Source organism: Myxococcus guangdongensis, from assembly GCF_024198255.1.
GTDB lineage: Bacteria > Myxococcota > Myxococcia > Myxococcales > Myxococcaceae > Myxococcus > Myxococcus guangdongensis.
This window is the reverse complement of sequence record NZ_JAJVKW010000015.1, coordinates 100,443-121,589: the sequence shown is the minus strand read 5'-3', so window position 1 is coordinate 121,589 and position 21,147 is coordinate 100,443. Positions and strand designations below refer to the sequence as shown.

The 21,147-nt window shown below is 70.5% G+C and carries 19 protein-coding genes; 11 read left to right on the top strand and 8 right to left on the bottom strand.

The window, feature by feature from the left end; translation table 11 throughout:
* Position 1: 1 nt before the first annotated feature.
* Together LXT21_RS35840 and LXT21_RS35835 are read right to left on the bottom strand one after the other, a co-directional pair.
* Positions 2–1,180: an efflux RND transporter periplasmic adaptor subunit gene (locus LXT21_RS35840; RefSeq protein ID WP_254042727.1), complete on the bottom strand. Its 1,179-nt coding sequence runs from the start codon at positions 1,178–1,180 to the stop codon at positions 2–4.
* Positions 1,173–2,426, bottom strand: coding sequence for a TolC family protein (locus LXT21_RS35835; protein ID WP_254042726.1), 1,254 nt, complete (start codon positions 2,424–2,426; stop codon positions 1,173–1,175). Before LXT21_RS35835 ends, LXT21_RS35840 begins: the two co-directional genes overlap by 8 nt.
* Before the next feature lie 219 nt (positions 2,427–2,645).
* Between LXT21_RS35835 and LXT21_RS35830 the strand changes: the two genes are divergently transcribed.
* From LXT21_RS35830 to LXT21_RS35815, 4 genes are all read left to right on the top strand, one after another.
* Positions 2,646–3,302, top strand: a complete 657-nt coding sequence (locus LXT21_RS35830) for a response regulator transcription factor (RefSeq protein ID WP_254042725.1) — start codon at positions 2,646–2,648, stop codon at positions 3,300–3,302.
* Positions 3,289–4,632 carry a sensor histidine kinase gene (locus LXT21_RS35825; RefSeq protein ID WP_254042724.1) on the top strand — a complete coding sequence of 448 codons (1,344 nt, stop codon included), beginning with the start codon at positions 3,289–3,291 and terminating at the stop codon, positions 4,630–4,632. Before LXT21_RS35830 ends, LXT21_RS35825 begins: the two co-directional genes overlap by 14 nt.
* 64 nt (positions 4,633–4,696) lie before the next feature.
* Positions 4,697–5,371, top strand: coding sequence for a response regulator (locus LXT21_RS35820; protein WP_254042723.1), 675 nt, complete (start codon positions 4,697–4,699; stop codon positions 5,369–5,371).
* Entirely contained in the window at positions 5,368–6,522 is a 1,155-nt protein-coding gene (locus LXT21_RS35815) for a sensor histidine kinase (protein WP_254042722.1), read from the top strand. The genes LXT21_RS35820 and LXT21_RS35815 overlap by 4 nt, the downstream gene beginning before the upstream one ends.
* On the opposite strand, the gene LXT21_RS45265 is transcribed toward LXT21_RS35815, so the two are convergent.
* The 3 genes from LXT21_RS45265 to LXT21_RS35800 form a co-directional block, all read right to left on the bottom strand.
* Entirely contained in the window at positions 6,437–7,987 is a 1,551-nt protein-coding gene (locus LXT21_RS45265; RefSeq protein ID WP_267145436.1) for an ArnT family glycosyltransferase, read from the bottom strand. The genes LXT21_RS35815 and LXT21_RS45265 overlap by 86 nt on opposite strands.
* Before the next feature lie 191 nt (positions 7,988–8,178).
* Positions 8,179–10,509 carry a TonB-dependent receptor family protein gene (locus LXT21_RS35805; protein WP_254042721.1) on the bottom strand — a complete coding sequence of 777 codons (2,331 nt, stop codon included), beginning with the start codon at positions 10,507–10,509 and terminating at the stop codon, positions 8,179–8,181.
* 109 nt (positions 10,510–10,618) lie between these two features.
* Positions 10,619–12,139 (bottom strand): NHL repeat-containing protein, encoded by a 1,521-nt coding sequence (locus tag LXT21_RS35800; RefSeq protein ID WP_254042720.1) that lies wholly within the window; start codon positions 12,137–12,139, stop codon positions 10,619–10,621.
* Positions 12,140–12,349: 210 nt separating this feature from the next.
* Between LXT21_RS35800 and LXT21_RS35795 the strand changes: the two genes are divergently transcribed.
* Positions 12,350–13,570 carry an imelysin family protein gene (locus LXT21_RS35795; RefSeq protein ID WP_254042719.1) on the top strand — a complete coding sequence of 407 codons (1,221 nt, stop codon included), beginning with the start codon at positions 12,350–12,352 and terminating at the stop codon, positions 13,568–13,570.
* A 35-nt stretch (positions 13,571–13,605) separates the two neighbouring features.
* Here LXT21_RS35795 and LXT21_RS35790 read toward each other — a convergent pair whose 3' ends face one another.
* Both LXT21_RS35790 and LXT21_RS35785 read right to left on the bottom strand, forming a co-directional pair.
* Positions 13,606–14,205, bottom strand: a complete 600-nt coding sequence (locus LXT21_RS35790) for a hypothetical protein (RefSeq protein WP_254042718.1) — start codon at positions 14,203–14,205, stop codon at positions 13,606–13,608.
* A 136-nt stretch (positions 14,206–14,341) separates the two neighbouring features.
* Entirely contained in the window at positions 14,342–14,884 is a 543-nt protein-coding gene (locus LXT21_RS35785) for a hypothetical protein (RefSeq protein ID WP_254042717.1), read from the bottom strand.
* A gap of 90 nt (positions 14,885–14,974) precedes the next feature.
* Between LXT21_RS35785 and LXT21_RS35780 the strand changes: the two genes are divergently transcribed.
* Complete coding sequence (locus tag LXT21_RS35780) at positions 14,975–15,739, top strand: hypothetical protein (protein ID WP_254042716.1); 765 nt, start codon at positions 14,975–14,977, stop codon at positions 15,737–15,739.
* 47 nt (positions 15,740–15,786) lie between these two features.
* Here the strand turns inward: LXT21_RS35780 and LXT21_RS35775 are convergent, their stop codons facing one another.
* Positions 15,787–16,428, bottom strand: a complete 642-nt coding sequence (locus LXT21_RS35775; protein ID WP_254042715.1) for a porin family protein — start codon at positions 16,426–16,428, stop codon at positions 15,787–15,789.
* A 270-nt stretch (positions 16,429–16,698) separates the two neighbouring features.
* Here LXT21_RS35775 and LXT21_RS35770 point away from each other — a divergent pair, with 270 nt between their 5' ends.
* The 5 genes from LXT21_RS35770 to LXT21_RS35750 all read left to right on the top strand — a co-directional run bounded on the left by LXT21_RS35770 (position 16,699) and on the right by LXT21_RS35750 (position 21,147).
* On the top strand, positions 16,699–17,337 hold the full coding sequence (locus LXT21_RS35770; protein ID WP_254042714.1) for a glutathione S-transferase family protein: 639 nt from the start codon (positions 16,699–16,701) through the stop codon (positions 17,335–17,337).
* A gap of 183 nt (positions 17,338–17,520) precedes the next feature.
* On the top strand, positions 17,521–18,645 hold the full coding sequence (locus tag LXT21_RS35765) for an alpha/beta hydrolase family protein (RefSeq protein WP_254042713.1): 1,125 nt from the start codon (positions 17,521–17,523) through the stop codon (positions 18,643–18,645).
* A gap of 357 nt (positions 18,646–19,002) precedes the next feature.
* Positions 19,003–19,821, top strand: a complete 819-nt coding sequence (locus LXT21_RS35760; RefSeq protein WP_254042712.1) for a TolC family protein — start codon at positions 19,003–19,005, stop codon at positions 19,819–19,821.
* Entirely contained in the window at positions 19,803–20,027 is a 225-nt protein-coding gene (locus tag LXT21_RS35755) for a hypothetical protein (RefSeq protein WP_254042711.1), read from the top strand. The genes LXT21_RS35760 and LXT21_RS35755 overlap by 19 nt, the downstream gene beginning before the upstream one ends.
* Positions 20,028–20,055: 28 nt before the next feature.
* Positions 20,056–21,147 (top strand): efflux RND transporter periplasmic adaptor subunit, encoded by a 1,092-nt coding sequence (locus LXT21_RS35750; RefSeq protein WP_254042710.1) that lies wholly within the window; start codon positions 20,056–20,058, stop codon positions 21,145–21,147.

Sequence of the window (21,147 nt, the reverse complement as noted above, 5' to 3'; positions counted from 1 at the left end):
GTCAGTGGCCCGCGCCGAATTCCGTTCCGAACAGCTCCGCGGCGCCCGTCACCACGACGGGGGTCCCCACCGAGGGACCTCGCGCGAGCAGCAGCTGCGTGCCCTCCAGGCGAAGCACGTCCACCCGGCTGCGGACGTAGACGTGCTCCTGCTGGCGGACGTAGAGCCACGCGCCGCCCAGCGCGTCGTAGACGACGGAGGAGGCGGGCACGGCCAGGACCTCCACCTGCTCGCCCAACATCAGGGACACCCCCACCCGCTGTCCCGGCGCGAAGCGCGCGCTCGCGGGCAGCTCGTAGAAGACATCCACCGTGGCCGCCAGCGGGTCCGCGGTGGGAGGCCCCGACACCGGCAGGGCCTCCACGCCCTCGTCCCGTCCCGACAGGAGCGCGTGCACGCGGACCTGCGCGTCCGCCTTCAAGCGCAGCGCCTCGTCGACGAAGAGCGGCACCCTCACCCAGTTGGCGCTGATGCCCACCACCTCGAACAGCGGCGCACCCGCGGCGATGGATTGACCGGGCGCCACCGCCACCTGGCGCAGCACCCCGTCCCGCGGCGCGCGCACCAGCATGCTGACGTCCGCCTCCAGGGGTGAGCGGCCCACCATCTCCAGCCGGGACTGCGCGGCCTGGAGCTCGGCGAGCGCGACGGCGTGGTCCGCGCGCGCCTCCTCGACGGAGCGCTCCGTCCCCGCGCCATCCTTCAAGAGCCGCTCGGTGCGGGCGAGCCGGGCCGACGCCGCCTCCTCGCGCGCCTTCGCGGACTCCACGGCGCGCTGGGCCTGGGCGCGCAGGTCCCGGTCCACCATGGCGAGCGGGACGAGCCGCAGCAGCACCTCCCCGCGCTTCACGCTCGCGCCGGGACGCAGGGCCGTCTCACTCCCCGCGGCCGCGACGACGCCCGCCACGGGGGCCGTGACGAGCAGGGCGTTGCCCGAGGGCACCACCACCTCACCGCCCAGGAAGTGTCTGCGCGCGGCGCTCCGCTTGCTCACGGGTTCGACGCGCAGGTCCAGGCGCTTCTCCGCCTCCGGGTGGAGCGTCACCGTCGTCAGCGACTCCTCCGACACATGACCGCTCACCTTGGCCGCTGGAGGGGGCGCGGGGGGCTTGTCCGCCGAGCAGGCCAGGACCAGGGTGAAGACGCTGGAGAGAAACACGCGGCGATGGGGGCTATTCATGAGCGACTCCCTGTTGGCCCAGGCTGCGGTCCAGCTGAGCGAGTGCACGGCGCAGGTCCGCCTCGATGTCGAGGACACGCAGTCGCGCATCCGCCAGACGTCGAAGCGCATCCAGCACCTGGAGGTAGGGCAGGTCCCCCGCGTCGAAGGCTTTCTGCGCGCCCTCGCTCGCGGCGGTGAAGGCCGGAAGGATGTGGGACTGGAACGCCTCCAGGGAGCCGGCGGCCTGGAGCACCTGCTCCCGCGCCGTCAGCACCTCGTTCGTCACCTGCTGACGCAAGAGCAGGTAGCGCGAGGAGGCGCGCATCATCTCCGCCTCGGCGCGGCCGATGCCGCCCGGGTTCCAGTTGAAGAGGGGCACCTCCAGCTGCACGCCGGGCACCCACAACAACTCCTTGGCGCCGCTCGCGGACGTCGACGGCTTGGCGTCCAATCGCGCGAAGAGCTGGAGGATGCGGGTCTTCTCCCAACCCAGTCGCCCGCCCGCCGCCTCGATGCCCAGCTCCGCGGCGCGCACGTCGGGCCGGGCCTGCTGGGCCACGACGACGAGGTCGGCGAGCGGCCGAGGCGCGCGGGTATCCAGAGGGGTCGCGAGCGGCTGGGCCTCGGCGAACAGCGGGCTCTGCACCACGCCCATCAAGAGCCGCAGTCGCTCCCGCGCCAGCACCACGTCCGTCCTGGCGCGGCGGGCGCTGTCGACCGCGGTCTGCGCCTCCGCGCGCAGCGCGGCGACCTCCACCTGGCTGGCGTCTCCCGCCGCGAAGCGGGCCTCGACCAGCTCGGCGGTGCGTCCCCACAAAGCGGACAGCGCGTCACGCGCCACGCGCCGCTCCTCGGCGAGCACCCACTCCGCATGCGCCAGGCGCACGTCGCGCGCGAGGTCCAGGCCGTTCTGCACCAGGCCCCGCGCCACCTGCTCCACCTGGAGCTTCGCGGCGGCGACGCGCGAGGGACGCTGCCACAGCGAGAAGAGCGGCTGGAGCAGCGAGGCCTCGATGGTCCGGGGCCCCACGGGAAACAGCAGGGAGAAGGTGGGGTTGGGCAGTGCGCCCGCCTCCGCCAGGTCCGCGCGCGACACGCCCAGCTGCGCCATGTCGACCTGGAGGGCGGCGCTGTTCCACAGCGCGACGGAGACCGCGGCCTGGGCATTCAGCGCCTCCGTCTCCGAGACGCCGGGAGGAAGCGAGGCGGCACGGGCCCCCTCGGGCCCCATGGGCGCGGCGAGGGACGACAGCTCGCTCGACACCCAGGCCCTGTCATAGGGCGAGCTGGCACAACCGCCCAGCAACCACGAGCATGCAAGCAAGGCCAGGGGTGGCCCCGCGCTTCGAACCCCGCTCCAGGAGAACATGGGCGGGACCCTGCCAGCGACACCTGAACGGTGGCTGAACGCGTGGGTCCCCCGTGCGGTTCAGCCACGTGACACGGATGGTATAGGTCGCGCCAACGATTGGTTCTTCCACCCATGCATGTCCTCGTCGTCGATGACCACCAGGAGCTCCGCGCGCTCGTCGCCCAGGCACTCGAGCGCGACGGCCATCTCGTCCGTCAGGCGGCGGACGTCGAGCAGGCGAGGCAGGCGCTGCTCGCCGAGCCCGACGTCATCGTGCTCGACATCGGCCTGCCGGACGGCTCCGGCCTGTCGCTCTGCCGCGAGCTGCGCAGGGACGGCATCCAGACCCCCATCCTCATCCTCACCGCCCACAACCGGGTGAACGAGCGCGTGGAGGGGTTGGACGCGGGCGCGGATGACTTCCTGGGCAAGCCCTTCGCCATCGCGGAGCTGCGGGCCCGCGTCCGCGCGGTGGGTCGGCGCCGCGAGCGCACGAGCACCGTCCGCGTGCGGCTGGGCGACGTCGAGCTCGACTTCGGCAGGCGCGAGGCGCTGCGCGCGGGACAGGCGGTGGCGCTCACCTCGCGGGAGTGGACCATCCTGGAGACGCTCGCGGCGCGAGGCGACCGGGTCGTGAGCAAGGACACGATGATGGAGTCCATCTGGGGCGAGGCCACCGCGGGCGCGGTGAGCAGCCTGGAGGTGCTGGTCGCGAGGATTCGCAAGAAGCTCGGCGAAGAGGCCGTCGTCACGCTGCGCGGCGAGGGGTATCGACTTGGCGGCAGATAGCCCTCCCCGAACACGCGACACGCTGGTGCGCCGGCTGTCGCGCGCGATGCTGGGCCTTGCGCTCACCACCACGGCGCTCACCGCCGGCGCCACGGGGCTGCTCGCCTATCAGATGCTGCGCGCGGCGGAGGACCGGCGCCTCAACGACGTCGCGACGGACATGGTCGAGGAGGTCGTGGGCCTCGACGACGCCCAGGCCCGCCTCGAGGCCGACGCGGAGCAGACGGAGCTGCAGCCCTTCGGAATCCACATCACCCTGTTCGCGGGGGACACGCGCCTGGGTGGCGCTTCGCACATCGCGCCCGTCGTGGGCTGCGCCTGGGCCGACGCGCCGGGGCTGGAGGACGTGAGGCGCTGCGGCATCGAGTCCCATGGCCGGCTCGCCGTGGCGCAGGAGACCCTCGGCAGCATGCCGCGCATCCGCCTGGGGTTGGGGCTGGCGGTGGTGCTCACCTCGGTGGGCGCCGCGCTCATGAGCCTGGTGCTCAGCCGCCGCGTGGCGCGGTGGGCCGCGCGTCCGCTCACCGAGCTCGGCGAGTCCCTGGCCCGCCTCCAGCCGGGCGCGGACATCCCCGCCGACCTCCACGCCGAGGCCCGCTACGAAGAGGTGAACACGGTCCGCGCCGCGATGGTGGGACTCCTCGGCCGACTGCACACGGCCCTGGCGCAGTCCCGCCGGTTCTCAGCCAACGCGGCGCACGAGCTGCGCACGCCCCTGGCCACGCTGCGCGCGGAGCTGGAGCTCCAGTCGGAGATGCCCCAGCCCCACGACACCGCCGCCGCGCTCGCGCGGATGCACCGCACGGTGACCTCGCTGGGGACGCTGGTGGAGCGGCTGCTGGTGCTCGCGGAGGGCGCGGAGGGCCCGCTCGAGCTGATGGAGACCGTGAGCCTCGCCGAGGTCGTGGAGGCCGCCCTGCACGACCTTCCCCAGGAGCACCGCGGCCGTGTCCACGCCGACCTCCAGACGCCCGGGCTCATCGCCGGTGACGGTCAGCTGCTGCGGCAGCTCGTCGACAACGTGGTGGAGAACGCGCTCAAGTTCTCAGGGGAGGGACGCGTCTTCGTCGACCTGACGTCCACGCCCGAGGCGCTCCTGCTGGACATCCGGGACGAGGGGCCGGGCATCCCCGCCGACGAGTCCGAGCGCGTCTTCGAGCCGTTCTACCGCGCCCCTCACGCGCGCGCGGGGAAGCCGGGGCACGGGGTCGGCCTGTCCCTGGTCCTCCTGGTCGCGCGGACCCATGGCGCCCAGGCCCGCTTCCTGCCCACCCCGAAGGGCGCCCACCTGCGGCTGACGTTCCCATCCCCAGAGCCCGCGCCCCCATGAAACCATGGGACCGGGACGACGACGTGCACCACGCCAGTCCAGCCATCGCGAGGGAAACCCTGTCGTGTCCATTCTCATCGTAGAAGACGAGCTGCGCGTCAGGGCGTTCCTCGCGCGCGGGTTGGAGGAAGAGGGCTTCCGGGTCCGCGAGAGCGTCAACGGGCTCGAGACCCAGGAGCTTTTGCGCGGCGAGCGCTTCGAGCTCATCATCCTGGACTGGATGCTGCCCGGTCTGCCGGGCGTGGACCTGCTGCGAGCGATGCGCGCGCAGGGAGACAACACCCCGGTCATCATGCTGACCGCGAAGGACGCCATCGCCGACCGCATCCTCGCGCTCAACGCCGGCGCGGACGACTACCTCATCAAGCCCTTCTCCTTCGAGGAGCTGCTCGCGCGCATCCGCGCCGTCCTGCGCCGGGTCGTCCAGCGTGTGGGGCCCTTGCTGAGCCACGCGGACCTGACGCTCGACCCGACCACGCGCCGGGTCACCCGCGCGAACGAGGAGATCATCCTGACGGCCCGCGAGTTCGCGCTGCTCCAGTTCCTGCTCGAGCACGCGGGGGAAGTCGTCTCCCGCACGCGAATCGTCCAGGCGGTGTGGGACCACGACTTCGAGACCTTCTCCAACGTGGTGGAGGTCTACATCCGCTACCTGCGCGCCAAGGTGGACGCGCCCTTCAAGCGCAAGCTCATCCACACCGTGAGAGGCGTCGGCTACGTGCTGCGGAGCCGGACATGAAGCGCGTCCCGACGCTGCGCGCCCACCTGACGCTCTTCTTCACCACCGCCGTGCTGGGCACCCTCCTCCTGTATGGCGCCGCGGTGATGGGGACGCTCGTCTGGGGTGAGTGGCGCGAGGCGCAGGAGAAGCTTCATGCGCCGCACGAAGCGCAGCGCAAGGAGGAGGAGGAAGGGCTCTTCGACGAGGCCCTCCAGGCGCTGGGCGGCATGGCGCTCACGGCGCCCCTGGCCGCGCTGGGCGCGCTGGTGTTGGGCAGCACGCTCGCACGCCGCGCCCTGGCCCCCCTGCGCGAGGCGAGCGAGCGCGCCCGCGCGGCCCGCGCCTCCAAGCTGGACCTGAGCCTCCCGGTCCGCGGCAACGGGGACGAGTGGGACGAGCTGGCCACGACGCTGAATGGACTGCTCACGGACGCGCGCACCTCGTACGAGCGCATCCGCGCCTTCACCTCCGACGCCGCGCACGAGCTGCGGACCCCGCTGACGGTCATCATGGGGGAGACCGAGGTCTGCCTGCGGCGCGAGCGCACGCCCGAGGAGTACCGGCAGTCGCTGGGCATCGTCCTGGACGAGACCCAACGACTCGCCCGGCTCGTGGACGAGCTGCTCCAGTTGGCGCGCGCGGACGCGGACGCGCGCGTGGTGGACGCGGAGCCCGTCGACCTGCACGTGCTCGCCCAGGAGGCCCTGGAGCGCACGCGTCGGCACCTCGTGGCGCGCGCCCAGGACCTGAGCCTGGAGCTCACGGGCACGCCGGTCTGCATCCAGGGGAGCCCCATCCTGCTGGCGCGGCTGTTCGACAACCTGCTCGACAACGCGCGCCGCCACGCGCATCACCGCATCCGCGTGGAGCTGAAGGCCACCGACTCCGAGGCCCACGTCACCGTGGGAGACGACGGCCCAGGGGTGGACCCCGCCCTCCAGTCGCGGCTCTTCGAGCGCTTCGCCCGCGCCGACGCGTCGCGCAGCACGGAGGGCACGGGGCTGGGCCTCGCGCTCTCCAGGGGCATCGCCCAGGCGCACGGCGGCACGCTCGACTACACCCGCGTGGAAGAGGAGAGCCGCTTCATCTGCCGGCTCCCCGTGCGACGGGGGTCATCCGCCGCGCAATCTCCTGAGGCGTCCGCCAGTGGTGGCAGAACCACAGCTTGAACGTGGTCACCTCCCGAGGCCCCCGGTGGACCGTCACGGGAGGCAGCGGATTCACGGACTCGCAATGCGCGTCCAGTCGACTCGGCGCGTCCTTCAGGGGATTGCGCTGGTCGACGACGATGATGGCGTCCTGCCCGGGGGCGGGATTCGTCCAGTAGGAATAGGCCAGCCCTTCGCCGCCCAGCGCGGAGTCGGATTGTGTCTGGGGCCTGCCGTCCAGATAGAAGGCCAGCTCGCTGGCCGTCTTGTAGCCCCACCCCACCACCATCGGCGCGAGCGGCCCCTTCGAGGTGTCCCGGTGGCGTTGCACGGCCTCCGCCAGCTCCCGCCAGCCGCTCACCAGGTTGTCGCGCTCCCGGAAGGGAATCCACGGGCAGAGCGGCATCAGGTACATGCCCACCATCAACGCCGCGCCCAGGCCCATGCTCAGGCCCGCGTATGCGCGGACGAAGCGGTGGTGACGCAGCGCCCACACCCCGCCGGCCGCGGCCACCAGCAGGCCGAGATACGCAGGCGCGACCCAGTTCATCTTCACCCAGTGGAAGGGGCTCACCAGCGTGAACAGGAGCAGCCCTGGAACGCTCGCGAGCCCCAGCAGGCGCGCTCGCGCATCGCCCCTCCAGGCCTGTCGGACCAGCAGCCCCGCCGTGAGCAGCAGCCCCAGGTAGAGCAAGGGACCGACGGCCACGGACTGGAGCCCCACGTAGCGGCCGATGAGATAGCCGTGGAAGCCCGTCACCGTCTGCGTGCGGCCCGTCGTCTGGAAGGCGAACGAGGCCCAGTCATGCGATTGGTTCCAGAAGAACACCGGTGAGAACACCAAGGCGGCCAGCACGCAGGCGACATAGGGGTGCGCGGTGCGCAGGGCCTCGCGTCCTCGCGGCATCACCAGGGCCGTGGCGAGCACCTGGAGCGGAAGCAGCCCCGCCGTGTACTTGGACAGCATCCCCAAGCCACACAGCAAGCCCATCAGATACCAACGCCACGCGAAGCGGCCCGGCCCGGCGCCATCCGGCAATACCAGCTCACACAGCACCCGCAGCGCCGAGGCCCAGGCCAGCACCAGCGGGACATCCGGCGTCATCACCACCGCGCCCAGTCCGAAGAGGACCGTGGCGTTCGCGGCGACCGCGGTCAGCAGCCCGACGGCCGGTGAATACAACCGGGTGCCCAGCGAATACAGCACACAGCTGAGCGCGGCCGAGGAGAGGATGGCGGGCAGGCGGAGGGCGAGCTCGGAGTCCCCCACGAAGTACGTCGAGAGCGCCATCAACCAGGCACACAGCGGAGGATGGTCCAGATAGGACCAGTCGAGGTGACGTGCGTATTGCCAGTAATACGCCTCCTGGGGAGCGAGCTCTACCTGGCCTGCATAGACGAGCCGCAGGAGCACCAGCCCCAGCGATGTCCCCAGGACCCAGCGCCATCCCATCTCCCGGGAGACACCTTCGGACGCATGCGACATCCGACACCTCTCACCCCCTTCGAGACCGGGCTCCAATGCTCCGGGGCTCGAAAGGTGTTGCGGGTGTCATGCCCGATGCGATGAATCGCGTCTGTGAACTCCAGGGACGATGAGAGACATCTCATCTGGCTTTCATCCACCCCTTCATTTCTCATCCACGCCAGTGAGAGGGCGAGCAGCCGAGCCTCTCGCTAGAGCTGGACCTTGACGCCCCCGATGAGGGTGCGCGGTGCGTTGGGGCGAGCGCCATAGGGACGGCGGCCGACGATGACCGCCTCATCCAGGATGTTGCGCCCGCTCACATACAGCTGGCCCCAGCGGGTGATGTTCCAGCTGGCGTTCACGTCGAACGTCAACAGCGCGCCTGTCTTCAGCCCCGGGGGAATCTCACCCGTCCCCGCCCGCTCGCGCATGCTGGCGACATAGGTGGTACTGATGAACGCACCCCACCTCGCGCCCTCCACGCCGACAGAGGCGAAGAGCTGGTGTCTGGGGACATAGGGCAGCTCATCCCCCGCCACGACGTTTCCGAACTGCGGGTCCGCCGAGCGGAAGTCATTGAGCAGCTTCGTCCGGGTGAACGTATACGCCGCCGTCACCGGGAAGGTGAGGCCCCCTCCAGGACGGAAGGTCTTCTCCGCGTAGGCCTCCAGGCCGTAGATGTTCGCCTCGCCGGCGTCCACCTGCCGGTCCAGGTCGTCGTTGAGACAGCCATTGGAGAAGGTGCAGACGTCCGTGAGGTTGGAGTAGTCGTTGAAGAAGCCCACCACCTCGAAGCGCTCACCGCGCCGCGTCCAGCGAGCGCCCGCCTCGTAGTTGACGCTCTTCTCCGCGCCCACCTCCCGGGGCTGTCCCGGCGCGGGAGGCGAGAAGCCCCGGTACGCGCCCGCGAACAGGCCCAGCTCCGGCGTGAGGGCGCCATGGACACCCAGCCCCGGCAGCAGGGCCTCCAGCGAGCCCTTCTCGAGCGTGTTCGCCAACCGGTCATGCGACTTGGAGCGCAGCACCTCCAGGCGCACGCCGGGCGTCACCGTCAACGGGCCCCAGGCCATGGCATCCGTCGCATGCAGGGCGAGCGCGTGCGTCGAGTCCTTGTTGTAGGCGGTGACCTCCGTCGCGCCGCCTTCGGGGACGAGCTCGCCGCCGACCATGAGGAACCCATCCTGCGAGTGGCGCCGGTCGATGCTGTCGTAGTGGTACCGGACGCCGAACTCGACATTGTGCGCCACCGGCCCCGTCCGCGTCGTCCAGCGCGCCACGCTCTGGGCGCCCTGGTTCACGAACACGCGGTAGTTGGGCCCGATGAGCAGCGTCTCGCCGGGGGAGGACGAGTCCAGCTGCCCGGTGAGGACGCCGTAGTAGATGGCGTTGCGGGCGCTGTCGGGGTCCGCGAGCACGTTGGCGATGGAGATGCCGCGGAAGGTGTTCACCTTGCGCCACGAGCGCTCCAGGTCCTGGCGATACAGCGACGTCGTCACGACCAGGTCGCGACCTTCCAGCACGTGGCTGAGCACCGCCTGCGTCCGGTGCCACTGCATGTGGTCGAACTGGCTGGCCTTGTAGCGGCGCAGCGGGTTCGCCGCGAAGTCCGCGTCCGACAGGCCCAGGTACGTCTCGTTCGAGCCCTCGTCGGAGTAGCCGAGCTTGAGCTGGAGCGACTGTCGGAGTTCGCCCTCCGGCACCAACCGGTAGCGCGCCTTGGCCATCCACTCGTTGCGGTGGAAGCCGGTGCTCCCATCCGCGCCGTCGATCTCCTTGAAGCCGTCGCTGCGCAGGTGGATGCCCTCGATGAGGAAGCCCGCGCGCTCGGTGCTCGCCCCGAGATACCCATGGGCCTTGCCGTAGAGGTATTGCCCGCCGGCGACGTCCAGCCCGAACGACTCCTGGGCCGGGATGTCGCGGGTGATGAGGTCCACCGAGCCGCCCACCGTCTGAGGCCCCTGCTGCACCGAGGACGGCCCCTTGAGGACTCGCACCGACTGCATGCGCGTCATCAGCGGGAAGTAGTAGGCCGCCGGCGCGGAGTACGGCGCGGGGCCGAAGAGGATGCCGTCCTCGAGCAGGGTGAGCTTCTTGCTCCGGTCCGGGTTGACGCCGCGCAGGCCCAGGTTCGGACGCAGGCCGAAGCCGTCCTCGCCGCGGCCGTACACCCCCGGCACGCTCTGGAGGATGGCCTGGGGGTCATCCAGCTCGTAGCGCTGCAGCTTCTCGGGCTTGAGGACGTGGATGGAGCCACTCGTCTTCGCCTCGGACGTGCCCACCACCACGCTCTCGAACTTGCGGCCACCGGGCGGCGGCTCCGGGAGCAGCTGGGGCTGGAGCGGCGCATCGGGGGGCGCCGCGACGTCGGCGCCAGCCTCGGGGGCGGGCTCGACGGCTTCCGCGGGGACCTGGGGAGGGAGCTCGACAGCCTCCGCGGGAACTTGAGGCAGCGTCTCCTGGCTCGGCTCCGAACTCTGTGCCCAGGCCTCCGACGCGAGGACGATGGCAATCACGGTCACTGCCTGGCGCGACACACCCATGACGGCGAAGACTCCTGGAGAACGAGCGAAGAGAGAGGGCGGTCGGTCCAGCTCGACGGGCGAGGACATCACCCGACGAACCGGACCGACCGCCTGGGAGCACGACGGACTAACGGGACTCGGCGGCTCCGCCGAGGACGATCTTCCCGTCGGACTGGACGGTCACGCCGCGAACGGCCTCGTCGAGCTTGCCCACGATGACGTTCACCGTGACGATGCCGCCCGTACCGAAGGTGGTGTCGCGCGAGCCGTCCAGGTTGAAGCGGGCCACCGCGAAGCGATTGTCACTGCCCTCGGTGACGAAGCCCGCCGCGTACACCTTGTTGTCCGGGCCGAACGTCACACCCCAGAACCGGTCATTCTCCGTCTCGGAGAAGGGCACGGCCCCGGCGAACTCGACGCCCGTCGTCATGTTCCGGATGAGCAGGATGGCGTCGTCGTCCTGTCCGCCACCCGCGCGGTAACCCGCGGCGGCCACGTACTCCTCGGCGCCCACGTCCGCGCGCGCCACGTCGAAGAACGCCTCGTCGGGGCGGTCGAAGGAGTAGAGCTTGTAGCCCTCGCTGAAGCCCTCCGCCGTCCCAGGCTGTCCGTTCGCCGTGACGAGCACCGCCATCGCGTCGATGTTGCCCGACGTCGGCGTCCCGCTGCCCACCATGAACACGCGGTCATCCTTCAGCGCGACCGCGTCGCGGCCACGCTCGTGGTCACCCGCCAGGTCCAGGATGAACGCGCCGTTGGTGCCGTACGTCGGATCCAGCTGCCCCGCCTCCGTGTAGCGGAACGAGATGAGGTCCACCGTGTTGCCGACCACGCCCGCGGCGCGGCCATAGCCCGTGGTGACATACGCGCCCGTGGACTGGCGGACCGCGGCGTAGGCCTCCGCAATCCCCCACTCCTTCGTCGGGTCGTTCGTCGCGAACGGTGACGAGTTCACCACGCCCTTGCTCCCGAAGGTCGCGTCCACCGTCCCCGACTCCGTCAGCCGCAGCAGCACGATGCGGTTGGCGGTCTGCGACCCGACGCCCGTGGGCTGCGGCAGGTAGCCCGACGAGACAATCTTTCCATCCGCCTGCACCATGCCGTGCCGGGCGGCGTCGCCCAGGCCACCGATGTCCAGCGCGAAGAAGCCCTTGCGCGCGTTGGCGGCGGGGGTCGCGTTGAACGTCTCGTCCAGCGCGCCGTTGGCGGTGAGCCGGGCGATGACGCGGTCCGTGTCCGTACGCGTCCCGTCCGCCTTCTTCGTGGCGAACACCACCAGCCGGTCCTGCGCGTCCCGCTCGATGCCCCACATGGAGTCACGCAGGGTGCCCGAGCCCGTGCCCAGGTCCACCCGCGAGATGCCATTGCCCGAGGCGCCAAAGGTGTTGTCCACCGAGCCGTTGACGTTGAGCCTCACGAACGCCAGGTCGGAGTCCGCCACGGTGGGCCCGGCGTCGGTGCCCGCATCCGCGCCGGCATCCGTCCCCGCGTCCGTGCCCGGACCCGCGTCAGCGCCCGCGTCCGGCGTGGGCGTCGGCGTCGGGTCCTCGTCATCACCACAACCGCCCATGGCGCTGGCCACAAGCCCGAGGGCCAGCACGCCGGGCAACAGGCTCTTGAAGCTCCGGACCGTCTTTCGATTCGGCATTTTCAATCCTCAAGTGAACCGCAAACGAGAACGATTCTCATTTTCAACTTCCAAAGGCAGCCGTGAGTATTCGTATGACCAGACAATGTCAAGACACCGGCCCCCTCAAAAAATCTCATCAATGAGAGAGATTCTCATCTACGCGTCGATACACGACTGGCGCGTCAATATTGATTGTCAGTCTCAAGAAGGCTCCTGTACTTGTCGGTCATGAGCATTCCCTTGTTCGGCCTCCGGGCGTCCTCCGCGATGAGCGTGAGGGCGGTGCTTCTCACGGCGACGCTGTGTCTGGCCTGCAGCGACACCAAGCCCAAGCCCCCGGGCCCGCCCGTCCCGGGCGACGACGTGCGCATGAAGCTCCTGAGCGCGACGGGTGAGTGCATCCTCGGAGGAGCGCGGGACTTCCTCCCCAAGGCGCAGGCGCTCCGGGATGCGGCGGCCCTGCTGAAAGACACGCCCGACGCGGCGAACCAGGCGGCGTCACGGGCGGCGTTCCACGAGGCGATGGATTCGTGGCAGGTGATGGAGGCGATTCAGGTGGGGCCCGCGGCGCCGCGCAGCACCCCGGGCGGCGGAGAGATTCGCGACCACATCCATTCGTTCCCCTTGTACAGCCGGTGCGCCATCGAGGAGCAGCTCGTCTCCAAGGGCTACGAGTCGCCGAGCTTCTCCACCAGCCTGGTGACACGGCGTGGGTTCCTGGCGCTGGAGTACCTGCTGTTCTACGAGGGCGCGGAGACCGCGTGTGGTCCCAATTCGGCCATCGTGGCGAACGGGACGTGGGCGGCGCTCCCCGCGGAGGAGCGGGCCTCGCGCAAGCGGGCGTACGCGGCCGTGGTGGCGGCGGACGTGGCCACGCGCGCCCAGGCGCTCGTGGAGGCGTGGTCGCCCGAGGGTGGGAACTTCCTGAAGACGCTCGCGACGGCGGGCGCGGGGAACACCGTCTTCCCCACGACGCAGGTGGCGCTCAACACGATGAGCGACGCGCTCTTCTACGTCGAGCGGGAGGGCAAGGACCAGAAGCTGGCGCGGCCCCTGGCGCTGCGCGACTGCTCGTCGGACATCTGCCCCGAGCTGCTGGAGTCACAGTTCGCGGGTCGCTCGAAGAAGAACCTCCGCCAGAACCTGGTGGGCTTCCGGAAGGTGATGGAGGGCTGCGGGCCGGACTTCTCCGGGACGGGCTTCGACGACGTCCTGGCGGCGGTGGGCGCGGAGGCAATCGCCACACGGATGCGGGAGCAGGTGCTCGGGGCGGACGCGGCCCTGGTCGCCATCGAGGAGGAGGACCTCCAGCAGGCGCTGGTGCAGGACAAGCCCTCCGTGCAGCAGGTGTATGCCGGGTTCAAGGGCATCACGGACCTGCTGAAGACCGACTTCATCTCCACACTGGACCTGGAGCCCCCCGCGGGGCTCGAGGGTGACAACGACTGAGGCGGTCCCCCTCGCCTCCCACGCGGGAGTCCGCGTCACAGCCCCGGGCAGACCGGGGTCTGCTTCGCCAGCGCCTCGACGATTTCGTTGATGCGATACGTGACCACCTTCCCGTCCGCGTTCCCGGCCGGGTCGACGTAGCCGCACGTATGCATGTGCTCATGGAGGAAGTGCCCCGCCAGCGCCGCAGTGTCCATGGTGGTGATTTCGCAGTCGTACGTCTTCATCCGCCACACCCCTTCGGACTCGTGGGTGGAGCCGACCTCGCGCTTGAACGGCCAGACCGAGACCCAGGGACAGTGACGGGCGCTCCATCCGAGGTTCAGCGGTCGACGCGCGCACTCGAGGACCTTCTGCGAGGTCGACAGCGCCTCGGGCTGGCCCGTGAAGCCATAGTCGTCCCCGAGGACCGTCTCATCGAAGCTCGGAAGCGCGCGCACTGCGTCGAGGCGGGCCAGCGCACAGCGCACATGGGAGTCGAAATGGGGCGGCATCTCGGACTCGAGCTGGACGGTCATCGCGGGGCGAGAGAACGCCTGCGGCGTCTTGCTGGGTGAATAGAGCGAGTAGCAACCGCCAGCCAGCGCCGTCAGCGACAGCAGCGCCACCGTCCGCGAGGTCCCGAGGAACGACATGTCTTTCTCCTGGGGCACCGAAGCCCCCCGATGTCCCTCCAGTCTACCTGCGCTCCCGGTATTGCCCTCCAGGCCCCACGCAGTCGGCAGGCCCTCCGTGCCCAGGTGAGACGGACATCTCCGGGTCAGGCCTCACTCATCCCGGGCCGCCCGAGTCTCCACCCTGTTCATCGCCCACGAGGAAGGACGCTCGCCCGAGCGAGAAGGTGTCGGGCACCGGCTCATCCCGAGCACGGACGATGAACGCTCGCGCCAACGGGCGCGCCTCCGGAAGGGCGCGCTCCAGGATCATGGCGCAGTCGGCCAGGTGGATGACGAAGGTCCGGGCCCCGCGCGAACTGGCCTCCGTCCGCAGGGCGGCTTCCCCCGCCGCGATGAACACGCGGACAATCGCGGGCCCTGTTTCGGGCAGGTCCCGGAGGAGGGCGATCAGCGTCTCGCCCAGCGCATAGGCCCCATGGCGTGTCGGGCGCTCCACCAACCTCGCCTCAATCCGCCCGATGATTCCCGGGCCGCGCCGGGTCAGCGCATCGGTGAGGTGGAGCATCGCCCATTCACCGAGCGGGTCGAGGTCGAGCGCGTCGAAGAGCTCCTCGATGGAGGCATTCTCCGCGTTCCGGCGCGCGAACGCGCCTTGGTCATCCGCGTTGAGTCCTGCCAGGTGTTCTGTCAGTCGCATGTCGTGGCCGGGGCGTGAGGTCCCGCGTCTACAGCGGGCGTCCGCCATGTTATGCGGAAACGCTCGAACGTTTCCGACACGGAGCAAGCCATGCGCAGCCTCATCCTCTGGACCCTGTTGTTGTTCGCCACGGAGGCCCTGGCCGTCGAGACCCGGCTCGTCGTCCGGGCGCGCGCGCGGGACGGCAAGTTCGTCGGGACGTCGATGGGCGGCGTGCAGGTGGTGCTCCGCGATGCGCGGACGGGTCAGGTGCTGACCCAGGGCGTCACCGCCGGCTCGACGGGCAACACCCAGACGCTGATGAAGCAGCCCCAGGTGCGCGGCGCGCCGCTCGCCGACGGGGCCTCCGCGAAGTACACGGCCACGGTGGACCTCGACGCGCCGACGCTGGTGACGGTGGAGGTGTCCGGGCCCCTCGCGCAGCGGCAGGCGCTGGCCACCAGCACGACGCAGCTCTGGCTGTTGCCCGGCAAGCACGTCGAGGGCGATGGCCTCATCCTGGAGCTGCCCGGCTTCGTGGTCGACGTGGTGACGCCGTCCGCGCAGGAGTTCCTCAAGCTGCCGGCCGACACGAAGCTCACCGTGCCGCTGCGCGCCAACCTCGTGCTCATGTGCGGCTGCTCCACCGAGCCCAAGGGCCTCTGGGACTCCAACCGGTACGAGCTGCTCGCCGCGGTGAAGCACAACGGGAAGCCCCTCTCCCAGGTCCCCTTGAAGTTCGCCGGGAAGACCAGCACCTACGAGGCCGCGCTGGCCGTGCAGCAGCCAGGCATCTACGAAGTCACCGTGACGGCGTTCGACCCCGTCACCGGAAACGCCGGCGTGGACGCCACCACGTTCGTCGTCGAGCAGTGACGGCACGCGGGCATGGACACACGCCCGTGTGTGTGTCCGTCCCTGAATCAGAAGTGCAATTGCATGCGCACGCCGGGCTGAAGCCAGACGTGGAATCGCCGGCTGTCGCCAGGGATGTGCCGGGCGTCTGTCTTGCGATAGCGGCCCAGCGACGTGGTGAGGTAGGGCCCCAGCACCACGGTGCGGTTGAGGCGCAGGTCCAGGCCGACGTTCGCGTGCCCCAGGTCGAAGCCCCTGCGTTGCATGGAGCCCGCCAGGTCCTCACCGTCGTCGCTCACCAGCTGCGACGTGGCGAACTCATAGCCAATCCCCACGCCCACCCAAGGCGACACGAACTCACCGGGGCGGAAGCGATAGTCCAGCTCGAGGCCGTAACGGACGACGGTGGCGCCACACAGGGCCTCGAAGCATGCGTCAGGCGACCTGCCGAATCCGAGCTGGAAGTAGGCGCCCAGGGAGAGGCGGGGGTTGAAGTAGTACGCGACCTCCACCTGCTGCGACAGCGTCTGACCGAACTCATCCGCCACCCTCGCGTCCGCCACCGAGCGCCCCACGGGAACGCCATACGCCGTCCGGAAGCCCAACGCGAACCCCGCACCCTTGGGTTCGACGGGCTGCGCCTGGGCTCGCGCGCCCCACAGCAGGAACAGGGACACCATCAACGAAGAGACAAGAGGGCGGGTCCGCATCTCGTTCACCCGAGTCGCCAGTGCGTGGGGATTGCAACGCCGCTACATTGCAAGGCCACGGCCAGACCGCGAGACACCGTGTTGTCGAGGAGAACCCGCCTTCGGGCATGGCGCCGGGGCCCCGTCACTCGCGACACGATTGTCAGGTTCCCTCCCGTCCCACGGAGGCCGCGAGGGCCGGAACCGCACGGGCCCGAAGATTCCTGACATACACCTGTCACCCCGACGGGATAGCTCCCCCGCATCACCTGCTGCCCTGGAGGCCCCGTCATGAAGCTCTACTTCCACCCCATGTCCGGCAACTCGCGCCGTGTCCTGCTCGTCGCCACGCACCTCGACGTGCCCCTCGAGCGAGTCATGGTGGACCTGCCCAAGGGTGAGCAGCGCGCGACGTCACACCTGGACCGCAACCCCAACGGACTCGTTCCGGTGCTCGACGACGATGGCTTCCTGCTGTGGGAGTCGCGCGCCATCATGCAGTACCTGGCCGAGCTGACGCCGGGACAGACGCTGCTCCCGCTGGAGGGACGCGCCCGCGCCGACGTGACGCGCTGGCTCTTCTGGTGCTCGGCGCACATGGCGCCAGCGTGCACCGTCCTGGTCCAGGAGAACTTCGTGAAGGCGATGACGGGCCGTGGACCGCCGGACCCCGCCGAGGTCGCGCGAGGTGAGGCGCTCTTCGCGAAGCAAGCACGCATCCTGGACGAACACCTCGCGGGCAAGACGTGGGTCTCGCAGGAGCGCCTGACGCTCGCGGACTTCTCACTGGCCGCGGGGTTCGCCCTCGCGGGACCCGCGCGTCTGCCGCTCGGGGATTTTCCGAACATCCGGGCGTGGCTCGGCCGCGTGCAGGAGGTCGAGGCGTGGAAGCGCACGGCCCCGACCCTGCCGGCGCCGGCTCGCGGCTGAGCGCATCGGGACTCCTTGTCCCACCGCTCCGGCCCCCGGCGTGAAATCGGGAGGGAGCTTGGGGCGCGGTCGCAATCGATGCGCCCAGGATGCGTCTCTTCGCGGGGTGGGCCATGCCCCACCGAGTCGTGAGCCGCTTCTTGCTCCGGGCGTGTCCTGCCCGGACGTCATCGATGGGTTTCCATGCATCCTCGTTCGCTCCGTGCACCTCGCCCGCACAACGTCAACGCTCGCTCCGGCCTGTTCGGAGCGGGGCTCCTCGGGCTGGCGCTCCTGACGGGTGGCTGTGCCGCGTCCCGGCCCACGCCCGGCACGGTGTCCTCGACCGCCGCACCGTACGGTGCCGACGCGGACTACGCCGTGGGCTTCACCTCGCGGGGCTACGAGGACGCGGCGCGCGAGCGCGCGTTGAAGACGGTGGTCTGGTATCCGGCGGCGCCGGGCTCGGCGATGGAGGAGGTCACGACGGCGCCCATCTTCGCGCCCTTCGTCGCGGCGAAGGATGCGCCGGTGTCCACGGCGCACGAGCGGTGGCCCCTGGTGGTCCTGTCCCATGGCAACGGGGGCTCGGCCTTCAACATGTCGTGGTTCGGCGCGCACCTGGCCGCGCATGGGTTCATCGTCATGTCGGTGAACCATCCGGGGAACACCTACGGGGACACGAGCCCGGACGGTTATGTGCGCGCCTGGGAGCGGCCCCAGGACTTCACGGCCCTGTTGGATGGCGTCTTGAAGGACACGGTCTGGGGCCCTCGGGTGGATGCCGAGCGCATCGGCGCGGCCGGGCACTCCATGGGGGGCTACACGGCGCTCGCGCTGGCGGGCGCGCGACTCAACCTCGCGCCCATCGCGCGCATGTGCACGGCGCCGGAGACTCGTGGGCATGCGGGCTGTGAGGAGCTGCGCGACGTGGACTACCGCCGCATCGACCTCGAGGTGGCGCGAGCGTCGTACGAGGACACGCGAGTACGCGCGGTCTTCTCCATGGCCCCTGGCATGGCGGGGACCTACGAGGCCCGGGACGTCGCGGACATCGACGTGCCGGTGACGCTGGTGCTGGCCAAGGGGGATGAGCTGATGCCACACGAGCAGAACGGCGTGCATCTGGCGAAGCTGCTGCCCTCGGCAACCACGGTGGTGCTGGAGGACGCGGCGCACTTCACCTTCCTGCCCCAGTGCACGGAGCTCGGGAACAAGGTCGCGGGGCCCCTGTGCCGGGATGCCACGCCTGGGACGCGAGGTGCCTCTCATGCGCGGACGCTCGCGGAGGCCGTGGCGTTCTTCCGGCGGTCGCTCGGCGGCGACTGAGCGGCAACCCGCGTCCCGTTCGCCGACCAGCGGGCCCCGTTCGCCGCTTCGCGGGCACCACTGACAGAACTCTCCGCCCGCGTGCGGCTCACGCGGGCACTGTGCCTCCACCACCTGTTCGATGGAGGCGCGTTTCATGTCGTGCAAGCGGCTCGCTGTCTTCCTCCCCGCTGTCGGCCTGGCGTCATGCGCCACCGGGGATGACGGCGATACCCTCGACCAAGGCGAGCGGGCCGTGGATGGCACACCCTCGTGAGGCCCCCCTCACGTTGCGCTCGTCGACTGGCGCTTCTGCTCGCCCTCGCCACCGCTCCGACACACGCAGCGCCGCGGCCTCCACTCGAGGTCGAGGACGCGATGCTCGCCCCCGTCCCGCCCGCGCCTCGGCGCGTGAAGAGCTGGGATGAAGCACGGGCCCTGGTCCGTGAACGGTCCACGGATTTGCGAGGCGCCCAAGCAGGCGTGGAGCGCGCGAGCGGCCGTTGGCGGCAGGCCCTCTCCGTGCTGCTGCCCCATGCACGGACACAGGTGGCGGTGGCGCAGGACCTCCTCAATCCCACCCTGGCCCCGGGCGTTCTTCCGGGAACCGCGGGGGAGGGCCGCACCGCCACCCGGCCCGCGGTCACCCTCACGACCACACTCACCCAATCACTCGTCGACGTGAGCGCGTGGCGAGGTCTGTCCTCCGCGCGAGAAGCCGAGGCCAGCGCGGTGGCCTCTCTTCAGGACACCCGCCGCCGCCTCGTCCTCGGGCTCGCGCAGGCGCTGGTCGCCACGGTGGCCGCCGAACGCGCCGCTGAGATGAACCGTGTCGGTCTGCTGCGCGCATTGGAGCGCGCCGCCCTCACACAGCGCGCCTTCGAGCTGGGCGCGGGCAACCCGTTGGACGTGGTGCGCGTCCAGCAGGACGTGGCGGTGGCACGCGGCGCCCTCGTCGCTGGGGACGAGCAACTGCGACGGACTCGTGAGGCGCTGGGACTCGCGCTCGGCTTCGGCGAGCCCCTCGGCGTCGACCCGTCCTTCGACCTGCGCGGGCTGGTGGATGACACCCGGCGGGACTGCGCCGCGCTGGAGAACCTGGACGAACGCGCGGACCTCGTGGCGGCAGCGGCGCTGCGTGTGTCGGAGCGGTGGCACGGGCGCGCCGGAGCGCGGAGGTGGCCGAGGCCCTGGTGAAGACGGCGGCGGAGTCACGCGCTCTCGCCGAGCGCACCGACCAGCTCACCCGTCGCGCCTTCGAGGTGGGCCGAGGCAGCAGCCTCGAGTTGGTGCAGAGCGGCGCGGCCCTGCGCGAGGCCGAGCTGAACCTGGTGCTGCGCGAGTTCCAGCGCGTCCAGGCCCACCTGGACGCCTTCCTGACGGAGGCCCGATGCCACGGATGAATCCCTTGGTGCGCCCCTGGAGACACGGATGATGCGGCTGTGGAGTGTGGCGTTGTTGTTGGTGCTCGGGTGCTCGGGGAAGAAGGCGGCCCCCGCCGCGCCCGAGCCTCGGGAAATCGACGTGGTCGCCGTGTCTCCTCGTGAGGTGCGCGACACGGGAGAGTACCTGGGTAGCCTGCTGTCGAGGCAGAGCGTCACCGTGCTCCCTCGCGTCGACGGCTACGTGCGCCGCATCCACGTCCGCCCCGGCCAGCACGTGGAATCCGGCGCACCGCTCCTCGAGGTCGACTCACGCGTGGAGACCGCCGCGCTCGACGGCGCACAGGCGCAGCTCAGCTCCGCACAGGTGGACCTGGAGCTCGCCCGCCGCACGCTGACCCGCGTCGAGGCGCTGCGACAGGAAGGGCTCGCCAGCGCCCAGGAGCTGGAGAGCACCCAGGCTCGCGTCGAATCCGCCGAGGCCACCGCGCAAGCCGCCTCGGCCCAAGTCACCCAGCGCCAGGTCCAGCTCCAGTTCCACGCCATCCGCGCCCCCTTCTCCGGCACCGTCGACGACGTGCTCGTCCGGGAAGGCGACTTCGTCACCGCGTCCACCCCGCTCACCCGCGTCGCCCAGGCCGAAATCCTCGAGGTGAGCGTGTCCGTCCCCTCCCCGCGCGCCCGCTCGCTGAAGCCCGACACGGTGATGGAGGTGCTCGACACGAAGGGCGCCGTGCTGCTCACCAGCCCCCTCTTCTTCGTCGCGCCCCAGGCCGACCCTCGCACCCAACTGGTCGAGGTGAAGGCCGCGTTCCAGAACACCCTCGGCCTGCGCCCCAGTGAGCTGGTGCGCGCGCGCCTCGTCTACTCCGTGCGCGACGCGCTCCAGATTCCCGCGCTCGCGGTGGTGCGTCAGAGCGGTCAGCCCTTCGCGCTCGTCGTGCGCGAGAAGGACGGGGCCACCGTGGTGGAGCGCCGGCCCATCACCCTCGGCGCGCTCGGTGAGCGCAGCTACGTCGTGGAGCACGGCCTGGAGCCCGGCGAGCGTGTGGCCATCTCGTTCCTGCAGGCCCTGCGCGACGGCGCGCCCGTGAAGGTGAAGGCCCCTCTGCACACCGCCGCGCGGATGAACGGGCGCTGA

Coding starts and splice junctions, on each gene's coding strand:
- LXT21_RS35795 (WP_254042719.1), top strand. CDS start 12,350: ATGAGCATTCCCTTGTTCGGCCTCCGGGCGTCCTCCGCGATGAGCGTG.
- LXT21_RS35790 (WP_254042718.1), bottom strand. CDS start 14,205: ATGTCGTTCCTCGGGACCTCGCGGACGGTGGCGCTGCTGTCGCTGACG.
- LXT21_RS35750 (WP_254042710.1), top strand. CDS start 20,056: ATGATGCGGCTGTGGAGTGTGGCGTTGTTGTTGGTGCTCGGGTGCTCG.
- LXT21_RS35760 (WP_254042712.1), top strand. CDS start 19,003: ATGCTCGCCCCCGTCCCGCCCGCGCCTCGGCGCGTGAAGAGCTGGGAT.
- LXT21_RS35830 (WP_254042725.1), top strand. CDS start 2,646: ATGCATGTCCTCGTCGTCGATGACCACCAGGAGCTCCGCGCGCTCGTC.
- LXT21_RS45265 (WP_267145436.1), bottom strand. CDS start 7,987: ATGTCGCATGCGTCCGAAGGTGTCTCCCGGGAGATGGGATGGCGCTGG.
- LXT21_RS35765 (WP_254042713.1), top strand. CDS start 17,521: ATGCATCCTCGTTCGCTCCGTGCACCTCGCCCGCACAACGTCAACGCT.
- LXT21_RS35785 (WP_254042717.1), bottom strand. CDS start 14,884: ATGCGACTGACAGAACACCTGGCAGGACTCAACGCGGATGACCAAGGC.
- LXT21_RS35815 (WP_254042722.1), top strand. CDS start 5,368: ATGAAGCGCGTCCCGACGCTGCGCGCCCACCTGACGCTCTTCTTCACC.
- LXT21_RS35780 (WP_254042716.1), top strand. CDS start 14,975: ATGCGCAGCCTCATCCTCTGGACCCTGTTGTTGTTCGCCACGGAGGCC.
- LXT21_RS35800 (WP_254042720.1), bottom strand. CDS start 12,139: ATGCCGAATCGAAAGACGGTCCGGAGCTTCAAGAGCCTGTTGCCCGGC.
- LXT21_RS35775 (WP_254042715.1), bottom strand. CDS start 16,428: ATGCGGACCCGCCCTCTTGTCTCTTCGTTGATGGTGTCCCTGTTCCTG.
- LXT21_RS35805 (WP_254042721.1), bottom strand. CDS start 10,509: ATGGGTGTGTCGCGCCAGGCAGTGACCGTGATTGCCATCGTCCTCGCG.
- LXT21_RS35840 (WP_254042727.1), bottom strand. CDS start 1,180: ATGAATAGCCCCCATCGCCGCGTGTTTCTCTCCAGCGTCTTCACCCTG.
- LXT21_RS35770 (WP_254042714.1), top strand. CDS start 16,699: ATGAAGCTCTACTTCCACCCCATGTCCGGCAACTCGCGCCGTGTCCTG.